19 protein-coding genes and 4 tRNA genes are annotated in these 19,825 nt (G+C 68.6%); 12 read left to right on the top strand and 11 right to left on the bottom strand.

Features of this window, described 5'->3' with window-relative positions:
• From ACX93N_RS14910 to birA, 7 genes are all read right to left on the bottom strand, one after another.
• Positions 1 to 142, bottom strand: a 142-nt coding sequence (locus ACX93N_RS14910; protein WP_459429262.1) for a GTP-binding protein, incomplete at its 3' end; no start/stop codon positions are given.
• A gap of 102 nt (positions 143 to 244) precedes the next feature.
• Positions 245 to 320: transfer RNA gene (locus tag ACX93N_RS14915), tRNA-Thr, on the bottom strand.
• A 16-nt stretch (positions 321 to 336) separates the two neighbouring features.
• Positions 337 to 410, bottom strand: a tRNA-Gly gene (locus tag ACX93N_RS14920).
• An 80-nt stretch (positions 411 to 490) separates the two neighbouring features.
• Positions 491 to 574 (bottom strand) — tRNA-Tyr (locus ACX93N_RS14925).
• Positions 575 to 685: 111 nt separating this feature from the next.
• A tRNA-Thr gene (locus ACX93N_RS14930) sits at positions 686 to 761 on the bottom strand.
• 36 nt (positions 762 to 797) lie between these two features.
• A complete protein-coding gene (locus tag ACX93N_RS14935; RefSeq protein ID WP_459429263.1) occupies positions 798 to 1,550 on the bottom strand; it encodes a type III pantothenate kinase in 753 nt (250 codons plus the stop codon).
• A 5-nt stretch (positions 1,551 to 1,555) separates the two neighbouring features.
• Positions 1,556 to 2,530: a bifunctional biotin--[acetyl-CoA-carboxylase] ligase/biotin operon repressor BirA gene (gene birA / locus ACX93N_RS14940; RefSeq protein ID WP_459429239.1), complete on the bottom strand. Its 975-nt coding sequence runs from the start codon at positions 2,528 to 2,530 to the stop codon at positions 1,556 to 1,558.
• A 204-nt stretch (positions 2,531 to 2,734) separates the two neighbouring features.
• Between birA and ACX93N_RS14945 the strand changes: the two genes are divergently transcribed.
• From ACX93N_RS14945 to ACX93N_RS14980, 8 genes are all read left to right on the top strand, one after another.
• On the top strand, positions 2,735 to 3,148 hold the full coding sequence (locus ACX93N_RS14945) for a MerR family transcriptional regulator (RefSeq protein WP_459429240.1): 414 nt from the start codon (positions 2,735 to 2,737) through the stop codon (positions 3,146 to 3,148).
• The gene (locus tag ACX93N_RS14950) at positions 3,145 to 4,314 is read left to right on the top strand and encodes an isovaleryl-CoA dehydrogenase (RefSeq protein WP_459429241.1); all 1,170 of its coding nucleotides are present in this window, start codon (positions 3,145 to 3,147) and stop codon (positions 4,312 to 4,314) included. The genes ACX93N_RS14945 and ACX93N_RS14950 overlap by 4 nt, the downstream gene beginning before the upstream one ends.
• A 10-nt stretch (positions 4,315 to 4,324) precedes the next feature.
• Positions 4,325 to 5,932, top strand: a complete 1,608-nt coding sequence (locus ACX93N_RS14955) for a carboxyl transferase domain-containing protein (protein ID WP_459429242.1) — start codon at positions 4,325 to 4,327, stop codon at positions 5,930 to 5,932.
• A gap of 233 nt (positions 5,933 to 6,165) precedes the next feature.
• Positions 6,166 to 6,978 carry an enoyl-CoA hydratase-related protein gene (locus ACX93N_RS14960; RefSeq protein ID WP_459429243.1) on the top strand — a complete coding sequence of 271 codons (813 nt, stop codon included), beginning with the start codon at positions 6,166 to 6,168 and terminating at the stop codon, positions 6,976 to 6,978.
• A 1-nt stretch (position 6,979) separates the two neighbouring features.
• Positions 6,980 to 9,070, top strand: a complete 2,091-nt coding sequence (locus tag ACX93N_RS14965; RefSeq protein WP_459429244.1) for an acetyl/propionyl/methylcrotonyl-CoA carboxylase subunit alpha — start codon at positions 6,980 to 6,982, stop codon at positions 9,068 to 9,070.
• A complete protein-coding gene (locus ACX93N_RS14970) occupies positions 9,067 to 9,963 on the top strand; it encodes a hydroxymethylglutaryl-CoA lyase (RefSeq protein ID WP_459429245.1) in 897 nt (298 codons plus the stop codon). The genes ACX93N_RS14965 and ACX93N_RS14970 overlap by 4 nt, the downstream gene beginning before the upstream one ends.
• An 86-nt stretch (positions 9,964 to 10,049) precedes the next feature.
• Positions 10,050 to 10,391 carry a hypothetical protein gene (locus tag ACX93N_RS14975; RefSeq protein WP_459429246.1) on the top strand — a complete coding sequence of 114 codons (342 nt, stop codon included), beginning with the start codon at positions 10,050 to 10,052 and terminating at the stop codon, positions 10,389 to 10,391.
• Positions 10,392 to 10,410: 19 nt separating this feature from the next.
• Positions 10,411 to 11,979: a cation:proton antiporter domain-containing protein gene (locus ACX93N_RS14980; protein ID WP_459429247.1), complete on the top strand. Its 1,569-nt coding sequence runs from the start codon at positions 10,411 to 10,413 to the stop codon at positions 11,977 to 11,979.
• Here the strand turns inward: ACX93N_RS14980 and ACX93N_RS14985 are convergent.
• The 3 genes from ACX93N_RS14985 to cysQ all read right to left on the bottom strand — a co-directional run bounded on the left by ACX93N_RS14985 (position 11,976) and on the right by cysQ (position 14,451).
• Positions 11,976 to 13,226, bottom strand: coding sequence for a sterol desaturase family protein (locus ACX93N_RS14985; protein WP_459429248.1), 1,251 nt, complete (start codon positions 13,224 to 13,226; stop codon positions 11,976 to 11,978). The two genes, ACX93N_RS14980 and ACX93N_RS14985, sit on opposite strands and share 4 nt — an antisense overlap.
• Positions 13,226 to 13,471, bottom strand: coding sequence for a YdcH family protein (locus ACX93N_RS14990; RefSeq protein ID WP_459429264.1), 246 nt, complete (start codon positions 13,469 to 13,471; stop codon positions 13,226 to 13,228). The genes ACX93N_RS14985 and ACX93N_RS14990 overlap by 1 nt, the downstream gene beginning before the upstream one ends.
• Before the next feature lie 140 nt (positions 13,472 to 13,611).
• Complete coding sequence (cysQ, locus tag ACX93N_RS14995; protein ID WP_459429249.1) at positions 13,612 to 14,451, bottom strand: 3'(2'),5'-bisphosphate nucleotidase CysQ; 840 nt, start codon at positions 14,449 to 14,451, stop codon at positions 13,612 to 13,614.
• Between the two features lie 116 nt (positions 14,452 to 14,567).
• On the opposite strand from cysQ, the gene yrfG reads away from it, so the two are divergent.
• Together yrfG and ACX93N_RS15005 are read left to right on the top strand one after the other, a co-directional pair.
• A complete protein-coding gene (gene yrfG, locus ACX93N_RS15000) occupies positions 14,568 to 15,230 on the top strand; it encodes a GMP/IMP nucleotidase (protein WP_459429250.1) in 663 nt (220 codons plus the stop codon).
• On the top strand, positions 15,227 to 15,640 hold the full coding sequence (locus ACX93N_RS15005; protein ID WP_459429251.1) for an RNA-binding S4 domain-containing protein: 414 nt from the start codon (positions 15,227 to 15,229) through the stop codon (positions 15,638 to 15,640). The genes yrfG and ACX93N_RS15005 overlap by 4 nt, the downstream gene beginning before the upstream one ends.
• A gap of 26 nt (positions 15,641 to 15,666) precedes the next feature.
• Here ACX93N_RS15005 and ACX93N_RS15010 read toward each other — a convergent pair whose 3' ends face one another.
• Positions 15,667 to 16,866: a GGDEF domain-containing protein gene (locus ACX93N_RS15010; RefSeq protein ID WP_459429252.1), complete on the bottom strand. Its 1,200-nt coding sequence runs from the start codon at positions 16,864 to 16,866 to the stop codon at positions 15,667 to 15,669.
• A 148-nt stretch (positions 16,867 to 17,014) separates the two neighbouring features.
• On the opposite strand from ACX93N_RS15010, the gene ACX93N_RS15015 reads away from it, so the two are divergent.
• Complete coding sequence (locus tag ACX93N_RS15015) at positions 17,015 to 17,758, top strand: GDSL-type esterase/lipase family protein (protein ID WP_459429253.1); 744 nt, start codon at positions 17,015 to 17,017, stop codon at positions 17,756 to 17,758.
• A gap of 90 nt (positions 17,759 to 17,848) precedes the next feature.
• Positions 17,849 to 19,789 (top strand): 1-deoxy-D-xylulose-5-phosphate synthase, encoded by a 1,941-nt coding sequence (dxs, locus tag ACX93N_RS15020; protein ID WP_459429265.1) that lies wholly within the window; start codon positions 17,849 to 17,851, stop codon positions 19,787 to 19,789.
• The last annotated feature ends 36 nt before the right edge of the window (positions 19,790 to 19,825 follow it).

Consider the following 19,825-nt stretch of genomic DNA (forward strand, 5'->3'; position numbering starts at 1 on the left):
CAAAGGCAACGGCCGCTCCGCCCCAGACTTCCGCGCAAACCCGCGTCAGCGCCGCCGTCAGCGTCGTCTTGCCGTGGTCCACGTGACCGATGGTGCCCACGTTGACGTGGGGCTTGTCGCGCTCAAAAGTTTCCTTTCCCATTCCAACAGTCTCCTTTCCACGGCGGCAGGCGCCACGATCCTTGCATCAGTCCCGGCGGATCGCCGGCGACCGGCTACCGCTGAATAAAAAAAGAGCAGGGAATGGAGCTCATAACCGGACTTGAACCGGTGACCTCTTCCTTACCAAGGAAGTGCTCTACCGACTGAGCTATATGAGCCTTACCCTTGCCCTTCTGGAGCGGGTAGCGGGAATCGAACCCGCATCATCAGCTTGGAAGGCTGAGGTTCTACCATTGAACTATACCCGCCCGTTAAACCGTCGCCTCGCAACCCAAGCTGCGTACCAGCTGCTGCGCACCTTGCAAGCCGCTGATCTAACTACACTTTCTGGTGGAGGGGGGTGGATTCGAACCACCGAAGCTTTCGCGTCAGATTTACAGTCTGATCCCTTTGGCCACTCGGGAACCCCTCCGGAAGGCGGCACATTGTCCAGAGGGCACAAGGCCTTGTCAACTGCTTTTGACGAACAGGGAAGCCGGGCAGGCACCCCGGCTCCTCGTCAGCCGGGCGACCCGCCGGTATGTGGAGCTGGCGAGAGGAATCGAACCCCCGACCGGCTGATTACAAATCAGCTGCTCTACCTACTGAGCTACGCCAGCCAAGCGAGAGCGCGATAGTAGGCGGAAAGCCCCTTGTCATGCAATCCGCGCCGCGATCGCCAGGCCCTCGAACACCAGGTCCTGCCGGTACTCGGCACCGGGCAGGCCCAGCAGCGCGAGCAGCGCTTCCCCGCCGCCGCCGCTTACGACAAGGAGCGGTGCCTCGCCACCGGCGGCCGCCTCCGACAACGCCAATTGCAGGGCGCCCGCCTGGGCCAGCGAGATCCCGCGGTGCACGCAGGCGGCCGTCGACTGCCCCGGCGCAAGGGAATCGGCCCTGCCCGCCTCGAAGCGGACCCGGCCGGTGTCTGCGAGGAGCGCCCGGGCCATGAGCGCCGTACCGGGAATGATATAGCCCCCCTCGTGGCGACCGTCCGCGGCGACGAGATCGATGGTCAGGGCAGAACCGGCGTCGACCACGCAGAGGCGCTGCTTGCAGCGGGCACGGGCGGCGACCATGGCCAGCCAGCGGTCGGCGCCCATGCGTGCCGGCTCGGCATAGCTGTTGACGAGGTCGCCGCGCTGCGCCGCGGCGCGGGCGAACCAGGGCTCGAGGCCCAGACAGTCACGCACCCGCCCGGCGAGCGCCGCCTCCGCTGCATCGCTGGCAACGCTGGCGACCTGTACCGCCGCTACGGCCGCAGGCTGCGCCAGCCACGCCTCATCTCCCGGCGCGCAGGCACCGCGGCCCAGCACCGTGTCGGTGCCGCAGTCACCGCCGCCGTCGATGAGCCGCCACTTGAGGCGGCTGTTACCGAGGTCAAGCTGCAGGATCGGGCCGGCGCGCATCACCGTCACCGGCGCCTCAGGGAGACCTCGCCCCCGTGGATCGGGCGCAGGCCGGTGGTGGTCTCGAGGCGCAGGGCGCCGCGCTCATCGACGCCGCGGGCAATACCGGCAATCCGGGTTTCCCCGGAGAGCACCTGTACCGCGGCGCCGGCGAAGGCGTCCAGGGCGTCCCAGCGTGCACGCCAGGGTTCAAAGCCCTCGCTGCCAAAGCTGTCGAGCAGGGGCAGCACGCGCCCCAGCATCGCCGCCAGCAGCAGGCTGCGCGCCGGCGGCGCGCCGCCGGCGAGCGTTGCCAGGTCCGTCCACGGCTGGTCGATGGCGCCCGCGGTGTCCTCGGGCATGCGCACGTTCAGGCCCATGCCCACTACGGCCCGGCAGGGACCGTCGGCGTCGCCGCTCATCTCGATGAGCACGCCGCCGAGCTTGGCATCACCGGCGAGAAGGTCGTTCGGCCATTTGAGGACCACCCCGGAAAGACCCAGCTCCGCCAGGGCTTCCGCAAGGGCCACCCCCACCGCGAGGCTCAGGCCCTCGAGCGCAGCGGCGCCCTGGGCGAAGGTCCAGCCGACGGAAACGTAGAGGTTGCGGGCGAAGGGGCTCGCCCAGCTGCGGCCTCGCCGGCCCCGCCCGGCGAGCTGGCGCTCCGCGGCGCAGACCCGGCCGAGACCGGCGGGGCCGGGCGCCTCGCGCAGCAGCGCGGCGTTGGTGGAATCCACACTGTCGACGATCGCCAGCTCCGCAAGCAGCGCCGCTGCCTTCGCGGGAAGCGCCGCCCGCACGGCGGCCGCATCGAGCAGGTCCAGCCCCCCCGGGATGCGGTAGCCGCGCCCGCGCACGGATTCGAGGGTGATACCCAGGGCCTCGAGATGCGCCAGCTGCTTCCACACCGCGGTGCGGCTGACGCCGAGCTCCCCGGCGAGCACCTCGCCGGAGTGGAACTCGCCGTCCGCGAGCCGCCTGATCAGGTCTGCCTGGGCCATCGAAGCGCGCCTTGCCGTGGAGGGCGCATCGTACCGCAAGGGGACGGCAGCTGTATCCCGGGAGCGCGGCCCCCGGCGCGGCCGGGACGCCCCGGGAAACCTTGCCCGAAAACCTTGCCGGGAAATCCTGCCGGGAAACCTTGCTTTACGTTAACGTAAGCGTGATCTAGACTCCGGCACAGCACGTGCAGGCAGAGAGAGGCCGTGGGAGAGCGCAGCTACAGCATCTCGGAGCTGGCCCGGGAGTTCGCCATTACCACCCGGACCATCCGCTTCTACGAGGAGAAGGGGTACATCCACCCGCGCCGGGAGGGCGGGCAACGCCGCTACACTCCCGCGGACCGGGTGCGTATCAAGCTCATTCTCCGCGGCAAGCGTATCGGCCTGTCCCTCGCCGAAAGCGTCGAAATCATCGACATGTACGAGCCCGGCGCGAGCAACGCCGCGCAGCTCGCCTCCCTCATCGAACGCATCAAAGAACGCCGTTCGCAGCTCCTGCACCAGCGCGCGGACCTCGACGCCATGCTCGAAAGCCTCGACGAGGTCGAGGGCCTCTGCCGCGACGCCCTTGAGGAGCGCCGCGCCGCCACAGCCAGCCCCGCAAGGAGACACGCATGAACACCGGCTACCCCACCCTGAATTTCGGCCTGGGCGAAGAGATCGATATGCTGCGGCAGTCCGTCTACCAGTTCTGCCGGAAGGAGATTGCCCCGCGGGCCGCGCAGATCGACCGCGACAACGAGTTCCCGGCGGACCTGTGGCCGAAGTTCGGCGAGCTCGGCCTGCTCGGCATCACCGTCGACGAGGCCTATGGCGGCAGCGGCATGGGCTACCTCGCGCACAGCGTGGTCATGGAGGAGATCAGCCGGGCCTCCGGCTCCGTTGGCCTGTCCTACGGCGCCATGTCCAACCTCTGCCTGAACCAGATCCAGAAGAACGGCAGCGAGGCACAGAAGGCGAAGTACCTCCCGACGCTCTGCACCGGCGAGCACGTGGGGGCGCTGGCCATGTCCGAACCGAACGCCGGCTCCGACGTGGTTTCCATGAAGCTCGCCGCCCGCCGCGACGGCGACGAGTACGTGCTCAACGGCAACAAGATGTGGATCACCAACGGCCCGGACGCCGACGTCTACGTCATCTACGCCAAAACCGACCCGGCCGCCGGCCCCCGCGGCATCACCGCCTTCATCGTCGAGCGGGACTTCCCGGGCTTTTCGCGCTCTCCGAAGCTCGACAAGCTCGGGATGCGCGGCTCCAACACCTGCGAACTGGTTTTCGAGGACTGCCGCGTGCCGGCCGGGAACGTCATGCGCGGCGAGGGCGAGGGCGTGAAGATCCTCATGTCCGGCCTCGACTACGAGCGCACCGTGCTCTCCGGCGGCCCCGTGGGCATCATGCAGGCCTGCATCGACGAGGTGCTGCCCTACCTGCACACCCGTGAGCAGTTCGGCCAGCCCATCGGCACCTTCCAGCTCATGCAGGGCAAACTCGCCGACATGTACGCGGACCTGAATGCCTGCCGAGCCTACCTCTACGCCGTGGCCGCCGCCTGCGACCGCGGCGAGGAGACCCGCCAGGACTGCGCCGCGGTGATTCTCTACACGGCGGAAAAGGCCACGCAGCTCGCCCTGCAGACCATCCAGGCCCTGGGCGGCTTCGGCTACACCAACGAGTCCAGTGCAGGGCGCCTGCTGCGCGACGCCAAGCTCTACGAGATCGGCGCCGGGACCTCGGAGATCCGCCGCATGCTCATCGGCCGCGAGCTGTTCAACGCCTCCGCCTGAGGAACCCGCCATGCCGAAGCTCACCAGCCAGGCCGACCTCACCGGCCCCGAGGCCGAGGCCAACGAAAAGGCCCTGCGCGCCCAGGTCGACGACCTGCGCACGCTGGTCGCCCGGCTCGCCCAGGGCGGCGGCGAGCGCGCCCGGGCGCGTCACGTGGAGCGCGGCAAGCTGCTGCCCCGCCAGCGCCTCGAGGCCCTCCTCGACCCGGGCACGCCCTTCCTCGAGCTGTCCCAGCTCGCCGCCTATGAGGTCTACGACGATGACGTGCCCGGCGCCGGCCTGATCACCGGCATCGGCCGGGTCGAGGGCGTCGAGTGCATGATCTTCGTCAACGATGCCACGGTGAAGGGCGGCACCTACTACCCGCTCACCGTAAAGAAGCAGGACCGGGCCCAGCGCATCGCCGCCGAGAACCGCCTGCCCTGCCTCTACCTTGTCGACTCCGGCGGCGCCTTCCTGCCCCTGCAGGACGAGGTCTTCCCGGACCGGGAGCACTTCGGCCGCGCCTTCTACAACCAGGCCCGCATGTCCGCCGCCGGCATCCCGCAGATCGCCGCGGTGCTCGGCTCCTGCACCGCCGGCGGGGCCTACCTGCCGGCCATGGCCGACGAGTCGATCATCGTCCGCGAGCAGGGCACGATCTTCCTCGGCGGACCGCCGCTGGTAAAGGCCGCCACCGGCGAGGTCGTCGACGCCGAAACCCTGGGAGGCGCCGACGTGCACTGCCGGGAATCCGGCGTCACGGACCACTACGCCAACAACGACGCCCACGCCATCGAACTCGTACGCCGTGCGGTGGCGCGGCTGAACTGGCGCAAGACGGTCGCCCTCGATCTCGCCGATCCGGTGGAGCCCGCCTACCCGGCGGAGGACCTGTACCGTCTCATCCCGGCGGACACGCGCCGGCCCTTCGATGTGCGCGAGGTCATCGCCCGCCTTGTCGACGGCTCGGACTTCGACGAGTTCAAGGCCCTCTACGGCGACACGCTGGTCTGCGGCTTCGCCCGCCTCCATGGCTACCCGGTGGGCATCGTCGCCAACAACGGCATCCTGTTCTCCGAGTCCGCCGTGAAGGGCGCGCATTTCGTCGAACTCTGCGCCCAGCGCAAAATCCCGCTGGTCTTCCTGCAGAACATCACCGGTTTCATGGTCGGCCGCCAGTACGAGGCCGGCGGCATCGCCCGCCACGGCGCGAAGATGGTCCACGCCGTCGCCTGCGCGGACGTGCCCAAGTTCACGGTGGTCATCGGCGGCTCCTTCGGCGCCGGCAACTACGCGATGTGCGGCCGCGCCTACGATCCGCGTTTCCTGTTCCTCTGGCCCAATGCCCGTATCTCGGTAATGGGCGGCGAGCAGGCTGCCGGCGTTCTCGCCACGGTGAAGCAGGACCAGCTGGCCCGCGAGGGCAAGTCCATGTCGCCCGAGGAGGAGCAGGCGTTCAAGCGGCCGATCCTCGACCGCTACGAGGCCCAGGGCCACCCCTACTACGCCTCTGCCCGCCTCTGGGACGACGGCGTGATCGACCCCGCCGACACCCGCACGGTCCTCGCCCTCGCCCTCTCCGCCAGCCTCAACGCCCCGATACCGGAGTCGCGGTTCGGGGTGTTTCGGATGTGACGCCATGCGATCGGCGCAAAGTTGTGATGCTTCCTCTGTGACTTCGGCTGGGCAGCTGTTCGGGCAAGTGCGGTGCTTCGTGATGCCGCCAGCCCGGGAAAGGGGGTGCCGGACACGCTACAAGCACGTCCATGTGCTTGTAGCGTATCCCGAGGGGGTTTTCCCCAGCCCTGGCGCCGGCATCGAAAGGCACAACAGCACAGCAGCAAAACTAACGCCACGGAATCCCGCTCATGACTGAAACCAGCGTCAGAACAACCATCGACGAACGAGGCATCGCGACCGTCACCCTCGACCGCCAGGACAAGCACAACGCGTTCGATGATGTGGTGATCGGTGAACTGCGCGACGCGTTCAAGGCGCTGCGCAAAGACGAGCGCGTGCGGGTGGTCGTGCTGCGCGGGGCGGGGAAACACTTTTCTGCCGGCGGTGACCTCGCGTGGATGCGGCGCATGGCCGAGTACGACTACGGGCACAACATGAAAGATGCCGAGGAACTCGCCGGCATGCTGCAGGACCTGTATCGGCTGCCCATGCCCACCGTGGCAGTCGTGCAGGGGGCGGCCTTCGGCGGCGCCGTGGGCCTGGTGAGTTGCTGCGACATGGCCATCGCCGCAGAGCGGGCGCGCTTTGCGCTGTCCGAAGTGCGCATCGGGCTCATCCCGGCGACCATCGGCCCCTACGTCGTGAAGAGCATCGGCGAGCGGGCAGCGAGCCGCTACATGCTGACCGGGGAGGCCTTTGACGCGGCGACGGCGCTGCAATTGGGGCTGGTGAGCGAGACCTGCGCCGCGGAGCACCTCGACGCGCACGCGTCAGCGCTCGTCGACGAACTGCTCATGGGTGGGCCGGCCGCGCAGCGGGCCGCGAAGGACCTCGTGCGCAGCGTCGCCGGGGCCGGGCTGAGCCCTTCGCTTATCGAGGACACCTGCGCGCGGATTGCGCATATCCGCGTCTCCGGGGAAGGCCAGGAAGGGCTGTCGGCCTTCCTGGAGAAGCGCGCACCCGCCTGGCGGGAGCCGACGGGAAACGGCGAGGAAAGCTGAGATGTTCCGCAAGGTACTCATTGCCAACCGCGGCGAAATCGCCTGCCGAGTGATCCGCACCTGCCGGCGCCTGGGCATTGCGACGGTCGCCGTCTATTCCGACGCGGATGCGAGCGCCCTGCACGTGGAGCTGGCCGACGAGGCGGTACACCTAGGCCCGGCGCCGGCGCGGGAGTCGTACCTGCGCGGCGAGGCGGTACTCGAGGCGGCGGCGCGCACGGGCGCCGAGGCCATCCACCCGGGCTACGGTTTCCTCTCCGAAAACGCGGATTTTGCGAGGGCCTGCGAGGCCGCCGGCGTCGTGTTCATCGGCCCGCCGGCGAGCGCCATTGCGGCCATGGGCAGCAAGTCCGCGGCGAAGCAGATCATGGAAGCGGCCGGCGTGCCGCTGATCCCCGGCTACCACGGCGACGATCAGGGTGCCGAAACGCTGCGTGCAGCCGCCGATGCGATGGGCTATCCGGTGCTGCTAAAGGCGACCGCCGGTGGCGGCGGCAAGGGAATGCGCGTAGTGGAGAAAGCGGAGGCCTTCGAAGACGCGCTGGCCGCGGCGAGACGCGAGGCTGCGGCAAGCTTCGGTGACGAGCGCATGCTGGTGGAAAAATATCTCGGCCGGCCCCGGCACGTGGAGGTGCAGGTATTCTGCGACAGTCACGGCGGCGCGGTATACCTGGCCGAGCGCGACTGCTCCGTGCAGCGCCGGCACCAGAAGGTGCTTGAGGAAGCACCCGCGCCCGGGGTGGACGCCGCCCTTCGCGCGCGCATGGGCGAGGCGGCCGTGGACGCGGCGAAGGCCATCGACTATCGCGGTGCCGGCACCGTCGAGTTTCTCCTCGACGAGGACGGGCAGTTTTACTTCATGGAAATGAACACCCGGCTGCAGGTGGAGCACCCGGTTACCGAGCTGATCACGGGGCAGGACCTGGTGGAGTGGCAGCTGCGCGTGGCCGCCGGCCAGCCGCTCCCGCTGTCGCAGGACGAGATCGTGATCCGCGGTCACGCCATCGAGGCGCGGGTTTACGCCGAGGACGCGGAGCAGGATTTTCTGCCCGCGACCGGCCGCCTGACCTACCACGCGCCGCCGCCGGAGGACCGGCACGTGCGCGTGGACAGCGGGGTCCGCGGCGGCGACGAGATTTCCATGCATTACGACCCGATGATCGCCAAGCTGGTGGTCTGGGACGAGAACCGGGACCGGGCCCTGGACCGCCTCGCCGGCGCCCTGCGTGCCTACCGCACCGCCGGCACGGTCACCAATCTCGGCTTTCTCTTCAACCTCGCGACCACCAGGGCTTTCCGCGATGCGCAGCTGGATACGGGTTTTATCGAGCGCCACCGGGAAGCAATCTTCCGCGAGGCGGGGGACACCGTGGCGCAGGACGTCGCGGCCTGCGCCGCCGCCCTGGCCTGCCTGCAGGCCGCAGCCATTGCAGCGCCCGCAGGCGATCCGCACAGCCCCTGGGCGGCAGCAGGCGGCTGGCGCATGAACGCCCCGCACCGGCAACCGATGACCCTGCATTGTCACGGGGCGGACCACGAGGTAACCGTGGAACACCTGGGTGCCGGCGGCTACCGCGTCGGCACCGCCGGGCGCGGCCGGCATGACGGCGCGCCCTCCTCGGAAAACGGGGCAACGCTGGCGGTAGGCGCGGCCCCCGTGACGGCGGCCCGGGGGGATGGAGGCCTCCCGCCGCGAACGGCCGACGGCGGCACGCTCGAACTCGACCTCACCCTCGACGGCCATCGCCAGCGCGCGCTGCTGGTGGAGGCATCCCCGGGGTGGACCCTGTTCTTCCCGGACCGCGCCTGCCCCTTCCACGCCATCGCGGCCGATACCGGCGAGGGCGGTGGCACCGGCGCCCTCGCGGGCCTGACGGCACCCATGAACGGCCGGGTCATTGCCCTGCTTGCAGACCCCGGCGCCACGGTGGCCGCCGGCACGCCGCTCATGATCCTCGAAGCCATGAAGATGGAGCACACGGTGAAGGCACCGGTGGACGGCACCGTGGACGGCTTCCGCTTCGCCGCCGGCGACCTCGTGGACGGCGGCGCCGCGCTGGTGGACTTCACCCCGGCGGAGAACGCGGCATGAGCAACGATCGCGCGACACTGATCGAAGTGGGCCCCCGGGACGGCCTGCAGAACGAGCCGGGCGAACTGCCGCTCGCGGTTAAACAGCAGCTGGTGGAGGACCTCGCCGGCGCCGGGCTCACCGTGATCGAGGCGGGCAGTTTCGTGAACCCGAAGTGGGTGCCGCAGATGGCCGACAGCGAGGCGCTCTTTGCCGCCATGACGCGCAAGGCCGGGGTCCGCTACACGGCACTCACGCCGAACCTGCGCGGCTTCGAACGGGCGCTGACCGCCGGCGCCGACGAGGTCGCGGTATTCGCCGCCGCTTCGGAAAGCTTTTCGCAGAAGAACATCAACTGCAGCATCACCGAGAGCCTCGCGCGCTTCCAGCCGGTAATGGCGGCAGCCGCGGCGGCGGGCATGCCCGTGCGCGGCTACGTCTCCTGCGTGCTGGGCTGCCCCTACGAGGGCACCGTCGCCCCGGCAGCCGTGGCACAGGTCACCGGTGACCTGCTCGAACTCGGCTGCTACGAGGTCTCCCTGGGCGACACCATCGGCACCGGCACCGCGGGCGGCATGCGCGCGCTGCTTGCGGAGCTGCTCGGCGCCTTCAACGCCGCGCAGCTCGCGGTGCACTGCCATGACACCTACGGCCAGGCGCTGGCGAACATTCTCGCCGCGGTGGACCGCGGCATCCGCCGCATCGACGCCTCCGTGGCCGGCCTGGGTGGCTGCCCCTATGCGCCGGGCGCCTCCGGCAACGTCGCCACGGAGGATGTGGTGTACCTCCTCGAGGGCCTCGGCCTCGATACCGGGGTAGACCTCGACCGGCTCATCGCCGCGGGCAAGCGCATCAGCGATTTTCTCGGGCGGCCGGGCGGCTCGAAGGTCGCGCGGGCGCGAAGCGGCGGCTGACCGGGCCCGCCCCGCGGGTCCCGGCGAGACACCTCCCCGGGCCCGATCGCTCCTACATCGCGGTAGCCTGTGCTACCTTGCCGGCCATGCCCGCTACCTCGCCACCGCCGCTTCGCATCGCCACCGCCACGATCGTGACTGCGGCCGGGCTGGCGCAGGTGGCCATGCTGTGGGTGTTCGACCTCGGTGCGCCGGTGCTGCTCACGGCACTCGCGGGGGGCTGCTACCTGCTGCTCGGGCTGGGGCTCTTCGGGGTTTCCCGTTTTGCCCTGGCCATCGCGGCCGCGGTCTGCGGCGCCCGGGCCTGGTTCGCCTTTGCACCGGTCCCGGTGCACGCCTGGGAGCAGCTGCGCACGGTGGTGGACCTGCTGGTCACCGCCACCGCCCTCGGGCTGCTGTGGCAAGCTCGCCACACGCGGGCCCCCTAGCCTCCCGCCCGGCCCCGGCATGATCGACCCGCTGATCATTCTCACCGCCCTCGCCGCCGGTATGCTGGCCCGGGCCATCGGCCTGCCGGCGCTGGTGGGTTACCTCGCCGCCGGCTTCGCGTTGCACGAACTGGACGTGTACGGCGGCGCCATCCTGTCGACGCTCGCCGACCTCGGCGTGACCCTGCTGTTGTTTACCATCGGTCTCAAGCTGCAACTGAGAGACCTCCTGAAGACCCACATCTGGGGCACCACCCTGCTGCACATGGCAGCCACCCAGGGGTTTTTCCTCGGCGTGCTATGGGGCGTGGCACAGCTGTTCCCGCAGCTGGGGCTGGACCTCGGCGCGAAGCTGGTGATCGCCTTCGCCTTTACCTTCTCGAGCACCGTCTTCGTCATCCAGATCATGCAGGAGCGCGGCGAGATGGCCTCGCGGCACGCCAACCTCGCCATCGGCATCCTCATCATCCAGGACCTCGCCGCAGTGCTCTTCCTCGCCTTTACCACCGGCAAGGTACCGCAGCCGGCGGCCGTGCTCCTGCTGCTGGCCATACCGCTGCGTCCGCTGCTGCTGCGTCTTCTGGCCCTGGCGGGGCACGGCGAACTCTTCACCCTCTTCGGCCTGGCCCTCGCCTTCGGCAGCGCCGGCCTCTGCGAGGCCGTGGGCGTCAAGGGCGACCTCGGCGCCCTGCTCATCGGCGCCCTGCTGGCCGGGGACCAGAAGGCAAAGGAGCTGTCCTACAACCTGATGCTGTTCAAGGACCTTTTCCTGGTCGGTTTCTTCCTGTCCATCGGTCTCGGCGGATGGCCGACGCCGGAGGTGATGGCGCTGGCTGCGGCCCTGGGCGCCCTGGCACTGCTGAAGCCCCTGCTCTACTTCCCGCTGCTCACCTGGCTGCATACGCCGCCACGCACCGCCCTGCTCGCGTCCAACGCCCTGGCCAACCACTCGGAATTCGGCCTCATCGTGGTAGCCGTGGCCGCTACCGCCGGCTGGGTGGACCCGGCCTGGAGCGCGGCCCTGTCCATCGCCATTGCCGTGAGCTTCACCCTCGCCGCGCCCCTCAACAACCTGTCGCACAGCCTCTACCGGCGTCACCGGGAGCAGCTGGCCCGCTTCGAATCCACCCGCGTGCGGGCCACCCACGGCGATACCCGAAACGTGAAAGTGCTGGTGCTCGGCATGGGCAACATCGGTACCGGCGCCTATGAAACGCTCGCCCAGCACTACGGCTGGCAGGTACTGGGCGTCGACGACAACGACCGCAAGCTGGCCGTGCACCGTGCCATGCACCGGCGCGTGGAAGCGGCAGACGCCTCGGACCCGGACTTCTGGGCGCGCCTCGACCTCGACAAGGTGGAGCTGATCCTCCTCGCCCTCACCAACCACCAGGAGAACATGCTGGTGGTGCGCATGCTCGAGCGGATCGGCTACCGGGGCAACATCGCGGCCGTGGTGCGCTTTGCGGAAGAAGCGAAAGAACTGGAGAGCAAGGGCATCTCCGTCTTCAACCTGTTCGCCGAGGCAGGTGCGGGCTTCGGCACCCACGCCCTGCGGGTGCTGGAAGGGCCGGCCCGGAGCGGCTAGGGCACCCCGGGGTGCTGCCGCGAGACGGCGGACACCAGCGCCGGCTCGCGGCGCCAGAGCCACGGCAGCGCGAGCGCATTGGCCGCGAGGTAGGCCGCCGCCGCGGCGAGGAACGGCGACGACCCGGCACCGGCCCACGCGAGCGCAGGCGCGGCGGCGAGCAGTCGCAGGGCATCCCAGGCCACGGCCCGGTGCGGTGCCATGGCCTGCAGCCAGAAGGCCGTGGTGACGGTGGTGCCGATCATCACCGCCCAGAGAGCGACACCCTGCCCGTAGCCGAGGGTCGTCCACTGCATGTAGGCCAGCAGCGCAACCACGGCGACGAGCTGGCACAGGGCATAGGCGGGCACGCCCGCGGCCACCGCCGGATCATAGCGCTCGAAGCGGGCGAGGTCCGGCTTTGGCAGCGGATCGGCCGCTGCCACGTCCGCCGGGCGCCAGCCCGTGCGCGCCACCCAGACCTTCAGCTTGTCGCGCCAGCGCCTCGCGCGCCAGCTGTCCCGGGCCATGTCGACATAGATGTGGGTAAGCGCTTTTACCGGGTTGAAGCTGTGGATCGGGCCGCGGATGCCGTAGATGCACGGCTCGTCCTCGAGCTCCTCCTGGAAGGTGCCGAAAAGCCGGTCCCAGAGGATGAAGACACCGCCATAGTTGCGATCGACATAGCGGTCGTTCTGGGCGTGGTGCACCCGGTGGTTGGAGGGCGTGACAAAGAACCATTCATAGCGGCCCAGCTTGCCCACGTGCTGCGTATGCACCCAGAACTGGTAGATGAGGTTCAGGGAGCCCACGGTGACGAACACCTCGGCCGGCACCCCGGCAAGGAACAGCGGCAGGTAGAAGATCCAGCCCAGGAGGAAGCCGGTACTCGTCTGGCGCAGGGCCGTGGAGAGATTGTAGTCCTCGCTCTGGTGATGGGCGACGTGCGCTGCCCAGAGAATCGTGCGCTCGTGCCCCAGCCGGTGCAGCCAGTAGTAACAGAAGTCGTAGAACACGAAGGCGAAAACCCAGGTCCCCCAGTGGCCGGCATCGAGACGGGCGATGGCGAGGGTCTCGCCGACCCAGTGATAGACCAGGCCGCCGACACCGAGGGTGACGAAACGCCGCGCCTGGCTGAGCGTGCCCAGGAACAGGCTGCCGACGGCGTCATTGACGCGGTAGGTATTGCGGCCCCGGCGCAGGCCCCAGGCGAGTTCGACCAGCATGGCGGCGATGAACAAGGGTACCGCGTAAACGACGAGGTCCATTACGCATCCAGGTCCGGGATCATCTCGTCCTTGAGGCGGGCGATGGCGTCCTTCAGGCGCAGCTTTTCCTTCTTGAGCCGCTGCAACAGGATCTGGTTCTGGTAGGGAAAGCCCTGGATTTCCGTGATCTTGTTATCCAGCGCCCGGTGCCGGGCCTGGAGCTGCATGAGCCGCATGGCGGGCGTAAGCGTCTCGTTCGCCGCCGCCTCGCCGTTGGGTCCACCCTTACCGGGCGGCCATTTCATCATGCTGCACCATGTTGCTGTATCCGGGCACCTGGAGACCCCCACTATACCTCGGCGTTCGTGGGACAGAAACAGGGAAAGCGATGCGGGCGACCAACCGCCGCGCGTTGCTTGCGCCGACCGGAACCCGGTACGGGCGCTCACAGCTGCGCCAGCAGATCCCGCCAGAGCGGTAGCGACGGGTCCGCCACCGCCAGGAAGTGGGGGCTCAAGAGGGAATCTCTCGCGTTGTAGCGAAGCGGCTGCCCATCCAGCCCAAGCACCGCTCCACCGGCGGCCTCCAGCAGCGCCTGGCCCGCGGCCACATCCCACTCGCTGCAAGGGGAGAAGCGGGGGTAGATGTCACCCTGTCCCGCCGCCAGCTGCACGAACTTGAGCGCGCTGCCGCTGTTGAGGCGCTGTACGGGCCCCGCCCTGGCCTCGAGAAAGGCAATGGCGCGCTCGAGGCGCTCGTTGCGGTGGCGCCGGCTGGCCAGCACCACCACCCCCTCGTGGGCGGGCGGCGCGGCGCTGACCGGGTAGCGGGTCCAGCCGTTCCCGTCGGGCAGACAGCGCCAGGCCCCCTCCCCCGGCACGCCGACCCAGGCAGCACGCTCGAGCGGCAGGTAAAGAATGCCGAGCACCGGCCGCTGGCGGTCCACGAGAGCGATGTTGATGGTGAACTCGCCGGTGCGCCCGAGAAACTCCTTGGTGCCGTCGAGCGGGTCGACGATCCAGAGCCGCTCCCAGCGGCGACGGTCCGCGATGGCGCCGGGCTCCGATTCTTCCGAGAGTACGGGCACCGCCGGCGTGAGGCGCCCGAGCCCCTCGAGAAGAAGGCGGTGGGAGGCGAGGTCCGCCCGCGTGAGGGGCGAGTCATCGGCCTTCGCCCGGAACTCGTCCGCCCGGCTGGAACCATACTCGCGACAGATGGCCTCCCCGGCGGCAGCGCAGAGGTCCAGCAGGGCATCGGTGGCCGTGGGCTGCAGGCCGGCTGTCATGGATCTACCTTCACAGGGCGAGCATACCACCGCCGCAGCAACGGGCCCTGCAGCCCTTGGCCGAAACCCGCATAATGGACGCCGTCACCAAAGGCAGCGAAAGGCGGCAGGCAACCGTGATTGACTGGGACAAGATCGACACCGTCCTCCTGGACATGGACGGCACGCTCCTCGACCTGCACTACGATAACCATTTCTGGCTCGAATACCTGCCGCAGCGCTATGCCACCCTGAAGGGCGTTTCTCCCGAGGAGGCCCTCGAGCGCATGCGTGGCCACTTCGACGAACTCCACGGCACGCTGGCCTGGTACTGCCTGGATCACTGGTCACGGCTCCTGGACCTCGATATCCCCGCCCTGAAACGGGAAATCCGCCACATGATCCGCATTCGCCCGCATGCGCTCGAGTTCCTGCGGCGGCTGCACGAAAGCCCGAAGCAGGTGGTACTGGTGACCAATGCGCACCCGGTCACCCTGGACATCAAGATGGCGGAAATCGACATCCGCCCCTGGTTCGACGACGTGATCGTGTCTCACCAGTTCGAGGCCGCCAAGGAGGAGCAGCGCTTCTGGGAGCGGCTGCAGGCGCAGCACCCCTTCGACCCGACACGCACGCTGTTCATCGATGACACCGAGAGCGTACTCGAGGCCGCCCGGGAGTACGGCATCGCCCACCTGCTGACACTATTGCAGCCGGACAGCCAGCGGCAGAAACGCCTGGATACGCGTTTTCCCGGCATCCACCACTTCGACGAGATCATGCCCGGAGTCGCAGCATGAGCGGCGCGAGGAGCGATTCGCGGCTCACACGCCTGCGCGTGGACAAGTGGCTCTGGGCCGCCCGCTTCTTCAGGACCCGCAGCCTCGCCAAGGCGGCAATCGAGGGCGGCAAGGTCCAGATGAACGGCCAGCGGGTGAAGGTGTCCAGGGAAATCAGCCCCGGCGACGTACTGCAAATCCGCCAGGGCCGGGACGACCGCGAGGTCACCGTGCTCGCCCTGTCGGATCAGCGCCGCGGCGCGCCGGAGGCGCAGCTGCTCTACGAAGAGAGCGCCGACAGCATCGCCCGCCGCGAGGCGGAGGCCGCCGCGCGGCGCGCCGCCGGTGGCATCACACCGAACCCCAACCGACGCCCGAGCAAGCGGGAGCGGCGGCTGATCCACCGCTTCAAGGATGTCTCCGGCAGCTGAGCCTGTTCCCGGGTGAAACGGGCCGCCTACACCGCAACGACCCGGTTCCGTCCCTCGGCCTTGGCCTGGTAGAGCGCCGCGTCCGCCGCATCGAGAAGATTGATCGGATCGATGTCCCCATCGGGCGCCACGGTGAGAACGCCCTGGCTGACCGTGACCCGGTCGCTGTTGCCGGAGCCGCGGTGCGGGATGTTCTCCTCATGCACCCGCTGCGCCAGCCGCTCGGCGGTGCGCCGGGCGATGGCTGCGTCGGCCCCCGGCAGGATAAGGATGAATTCCTCGCCACCGTAACGACCCGCCACCTCCCCGGCCCGGCTCGCTGCCTTGCGAAAGATGTCGCCCAGGCGCCGCAGTACGTCATCTCCCGCCGGGTGGCCGTAGTTGTCGTTGTAGGCCTTGAAGTAGTCCACGTCGATGAGGATGAGCGAGAGCTCGCCGCCGCTCCGGCGTGCCCGGTTGATCTCCTGGCGCAGCACATGGTTCACGAGGCGGCGGTTGCCCAGCCCCGTGAGTTCGTCGATGTTCGCAAGGTCCGTCAGCTGGCGCCGGGCTTCCTTCAGCTGGCGGTTGCGGTCGCGCAGGGAGCCGGTGAGCTCCCCCAGTTCCCGGGCCATGGCCTCCCGCTCCCAGCTCAGGGAGATCATGGAGCGGAAAGAACTGTGGATCCAGTTGCTGACCACCAGCAACAACGCGCAGACGGCAAGCAGTACCAGGCCGACGAGCAGGTTGTGGGGCTGCTCCCAGAAGTGCACCAGGCTCCACCAGCCGATCGGGAACAGCGAACTGAAGAGAAAAGCCAGAAAATACTCCCGCACCACCACCATCACGGCGAGCGAGATGGTCGTGATCAGCACGATGATCAGCAGAAGGACGTACTGGATGGTGAGGGGCACCTGCGGCGCGACACCGATATAGGTCACGGACCAGATCGACCCCGTCACCAGCGCACCGAAGACCAGGCGCCAGAACAGACGCCGCGGGACCTGCTGGTAGGCCCGCTCGGCCAGCGCATTGCTCATGTGCAGGGAACGCAGGAGCAGCAGGATGAGCACCACCGATACCCAGAGCAGCAGCTGCATGAGTCCGAAGTACGGCCAGAGCAGCGTGACCACGGCCAGCGCGGCAATCAGGTTGGAAGTCATACTGGCCACACGGCCGTTCTGCATGAGCATCTCCAGCTGCGCGGCGAAGAGCTCGTCGTCTCCGATGTGGGGCTGGTAGCTCATCCCCTCAGTCTACCCGCAGGTCAGGGCGGCGCCAGCACCGGTCCGCCGGGCTGCGACGCGCATCACAGGGGCGGGGCGTTGCCCCGACCCGGGGTTTGGGCGACACTCCGGGGCACGCAGAGGGGCGCAGAGAGCCGGGCGACAGCAGATGTTCGAGTGGCGCAGCATACGCATGTTCTTCGGCATCCTCCTCTGCCTGCCGCTTTTCCATCTCGCCTGGCTGCTGACCGGCGAACTCAGGGCCTACCTCGACCCGTCGCCGACGGCCTGGGCCGACGAAATGCAGACCATCATCCGTGAGGATGAGACGCTCACACTCCCGGAGAACCCGGTCCTCGTGGTCGGCGGCCGGCGCGTCGCGCTTTGGCATGACCTGCCGGGCATGCTCGCCCCGCACCCCACGCTGCTCCGGGGCCTTGGGGACGCGACCATCGAGGACATCACGCACTACTACGCGCGCCTCATCGGCTACTACCGCCCGGATATCCTCGTGCTGCTGCCGAGCTACGCCGATCTGCACCTGCGGGACGACAAGCGGCCCGGGGAACTCGTTGCCGCCATCCGCGACCTCGTCGACCTGAACGCGCAGCACCTCGCAACGGCCATGGTCTACGTCATCGCGCCGCTGAAAATGCCCCTGCACCCGGGCGACGACGAGCGCATAGAAGCCATGAGCCAAGCCCTGGCCGCCTGGGCGGCAGACAAGAGCGGCGTCGCCGTCATCGATGCCAATGGCCTCCTTGCCGGGCCGGACGGACGCCCGAACCCGGCCCTCTACCGGGGTGACGGGATCAACCTGAACGAGGCGGGCTACCTGCGCCTCGCGATGGCGCTGCGAGAGGCGCTGCGAGAGGCGCTGGAGGGCAGCGCGAAGGGCAGCGCGAAAGTCTGATCGCGGTCAGTGATGCGTAGCACTGATCCGTATCAATGGCTGGACGCATTACGGGTCACAGGGGCTGGAATTATGCGCTACTATTCACCCATGTTTGCAGAAATCCCGACAGTCCGCCCCGCCACGCCGCTCCTTGATGCCGTGGACGCCGGGCGCTCCATCCGCGACCTCGGCGAGGAAGAGCTGAACCAGCTCGCGCGCGACCTGCGCGCCTACCTCCTCTACAGCGTGGGCCAGTCCGGCGGGCACTTCGGTGCCGGCCTCGGGGTGGTCGAGCTGACGATCGCGCTCCATCACATCTTCAACACGCCGGAGGATCGCATCGTCTGGGACGTGGGCCACCAGGCCTACCCCCACAAGATTCTCACCGGGCGCATGCAGCAGATGCATACCATGCGGCAAGCCGGCGGGCTCTCGGGCTTCCCCAAGCGCAGCGAGAGCGAGTATGACACCTTCGGCGTCGGCCACTCCTCCACCAGCATCTCTGCCGCCATGGGCATGGCCCTGGCCGCCGAGAAGCAGCACATCGACCGCCGCGTGGTGGCCGTGATCGGCGACGGCGCCATCACCGGCGGCATGGCCTTCGAGGCCCTGGCCCATGCCGGCGACGTCCGCCCCAACATGCTTGTCGTCCTCAACGACAACCAGATGTCCATCGGCTACAACACCGGGGGGCTGGCGACCTATTTCGCCAAGATCTGGGCGAGCAAGACATACATCACCATGCGCGAGGGCAGCAAGAAGGTCCTGAAGAAGATGCGACCGGCCTGGGACCTTGCCAAGCGCACGGAAGAACACATGAAAGGCATGGTCGCCCCGGGCACCCTCTTCGAGGAACTCGGCTGGCACTACATCGGCCCCATCGACGGCCACGACCTGCCCCAGCTCGTGCAGACGCTGGACAACATGCGCGACCTCAAGGGCCCGCAATTCCTGCATATCTGCACCCGCAAGGGTCGCGGCTACGAGCCCGCGGAACAGGACCCGGTGGGGTTCCACGCCATCAACAAGATCGAGGCACCCAAGGCCGACGACAAGCCGGCCCCCATGCCGGTACCGGCAAAGCCAAAACCGAAACTGCCGAAATACCAGGACGTATTCGGGCGCTGGCTCTGCGACATGGCCGAAAAGGACGACAAGCTGGTCGGCATCACTCCCGCGATGTGCGAGGGCTCGGGCATGGTGGAGTTCGCCCGGCACTTCCCGGAACGTTTCTACGACGTCGCCATCGCCGAGCAGCACGCCGTGACGCTGGCCGCCGGCATGGCCTGCGATGGCCTGAAACCGGTCGTCGCCATCTATTCCACGTTCCTGCAGCGGGCCTACGACCAGTTCATCCACGACGTCGCCATCCAGAACCTCGACGTGACCTACGCGATCGACCGCGCGGGCCTCGTCGGCCAGGACGGGCCTACGCACCAGGGCGCCTTCGACCTCTCCTACATGCGCTGCATCCCGAACATGGTGGTGGGCGCGCCATCGGACGAGAACGAGTGCCGGCAGATGCTGTACACGGCCTACCAGCACCCGGGGCCCGCGGCGGTGCGCTATCCGCGCGGGACCGGGCCCGGAGCGCTCATCGAAGAAGACATGACGGCCATGGAAATCGGCAGGGGCGTCGTGGTGCGCACGGGCGCAGACATCGCCATCCTGAATTTCGGCACGCTGCTGCCGGAGGCGCTGGAAGCCGGCGAGCAGCTGGCCGCCACCGTGGTGGACATGCGCTGGGTGAAACCGCTCGACGAGGCCCTGCTCCGGGAACTGAGTGCCGGGCACAAGGTATTCCTGACGGTCGAGGAGAATGCGGTTGCCGGCGGAGCCGGGTCCGCGGTCAGCGAGTTTCTCGATAGCGAAGGCATCGTTGCCGCAGTCCGTCGCGCGGGCATCCGCGACCATTTCGTGGAGCACGGGTCGCAGGGCCAGCAGCGCGAGCGGCACGGCCTGACAGCGGAACAACTGGTCCGCCTGGCAAGCCCATCCCCGGAGCGGGAGAAGTCGGAACCGGTTCCCTCCATGCGGGTTCAAGCCTGAGCTTCCGGCGTTGCCCGGCTCGTTGCGGGCGGCCTT

It is taken from the genome of Pseudohaliea sp. (assembly GCF_054552115.1).